Origin of the sequence: Corynebacterium mastitidis DSM 44356, from assembly GCF_000375365.1 — a bacterium.
GTDB lineage: Bacteria > Actinomycetota > Actinomycetes > Mycobacteriales > Mycobacteriaceae > Corynebacterium > Corynebacterium mastitidis.
Map to the genome: position 1 here is coordinate 1 of NZ_AQXB01000032.1, position 1,669 is coordinate 1,669.

Genomic DNA, 1,669 nt, shown 5'->3' on the forward strand with positions numbered 1-1,669 from the left:
TGCGCTGAAGTACCACCGCTTTTGCGCTGAAGTACCACCGCTTTTGCGCTGAAGTACCACCGCTTCTTTCGTTATCCACAGGGCTTGACCTGCGAAAACATGGTTATCCACAGGCTCCCTATTACAGGTATACAAGTAGAACAATATAAGGGGCGGCCGTTTCAGTGGCAGGAATCACATTGACGTCTTCCTTCCGGACGTGGATAATACTCCCGCCTCGCCTTCGGCTCGTTGGGCTGCCGCACCAATCCCCGCTGGGGATTGGCTTGCCCTCAAACCCCAAGGGTCACCGCCGAAGCCCCCTCCCCGAGGAAAACCCACCAGGACCCCAGACCCCGTCACCGTTGGCCCACCAACACACCCCACACACCGCTTCGTAGCCTCAAAACCACCCCTGACAGCCCCACCAACGGCCTGAAACCAGAAAAACAACCCAACCCACACCCACAACCCCTCAACGCCACACACGGCCCGCTAGGCGTCCTCCAGAGAAGCCACGGTGCAGATAGCACCTCCCGACCCATCGAATCCGGCCCCAGCGATCCCCACCACTTCGCAGCGGCGATACTTGCTACCTCCGGTAGACTCAGCCAAGAGCGAAAGAGGAAATTAAGGGACGTGATACCACCCACGGCTCACCCCTCACAGGCAACAGGAGGAGGCATGGAACATGGCCATAATCAAGGCTCCACGGATTCCCCGATGGCGCGGGATTCGCGTGGGGATTTTGTCCCTGGTCGACCTGAAAGGCCAGTGGACGGCACAGCAGATCAGGGCAATGATGCCTCCGCCGAAGAAGGGCGGGAACTTCAACGAGGCACTGATACGCGGGGCGAACCTAGCCAGCTCCCCGATGAACGAGTTCTGGTCGCCCAGGTAAAGGCAATTCTCCAAGAAATCCACTACCACCCACCCCTTTCTATGCCAGATGAGGGCAAAGCAGCCTCCATGCGCCGTAACACCCCGGAGCTTTACCAGGCATACGTGAAGTCACTGAACAAGGCAGTTGATGCTGAGTACATCGAGCGCACAAGCCCGTTCACACAGCCTTCTAAAGACGTAAGGATCGGCCAGATTTGCGGAGTCATCGTGGTGATCGCCGTGCTGGCCTTTGCCGCATACGCGCTCTACCTCGACCGCCCCTGGGTAGCAGGAATCATCACGGCACTCGATGTGGTCGCCCTTGCTGCGATTTTTGCTAACAGCAGCACAAGCAACTCCAAAGACACCTAGAACAACCAACAGCTCCAACCCCTCCTCGCGAGGTCTAAGCAGGAGGCCCGCTAAGGCCACCTTCCCCTGGGGCGCTTCCCGGGTCTACGGGGACCCCAGCGCCCTTCACACCGCGCAGAGCGCATATAGCCCGTCCTGGCGACCGCGAGGGACCCAACGACTACTTCCCAGGGCTTCCAGATGCTGGATGATCCGGGATCCTGAGCACCGGTAGCCTCCCGGTGGCGTCGAAGAAACTTTGACATCGTGTATGAAGCCTTTTACGCTAGGAGGCATCCCCAGTGGGGGAGTGGAGAAAGGTTGGAAGCCTCCACCCGCTGCTTAAACAGATGGAGGCTTCTAGTGGAGCTACAAGGAGTCCACTAGCCAGCTAACAGCATCACGGATATATCCCGCGATGACGCTGGCAGTAACTCTGCTAGGAAGCTGCCGCAGA

The 1,669-nt window shown here is 58.7% G+C and carries 1 protein-coding gene; it reads left to right on the forward strand.

Going from position 1 to position 1,669, the window contains the following annotated elements:
• Nucleotides 1–663: 663 nt before the first annotated feature.
• The gene (locus B140_RS14090; RefSeq protein WP_156801811.1) at nucleotides 664–1,233 is read left to right on the forward strand and encodes a hypothetical protein; all 570 of its coding nucleotides are present in this window, start codon (nucleotides 664–666) and stop codon (nucleotides 1,231–1,233) included.
• Nucleotides 1,234–1,669 lie beyond the last annotated feature (436 nt).

Bases quoted from the DNA above. Each gene is read 5' to 3' on its own strand.
- B140_RS14090 (WP_156801811.1), top strand. From the start codon at position 664: ATGGAACATGGCCATAATCAAGGCTCCACGGATTCCCCGATGGCGCGG.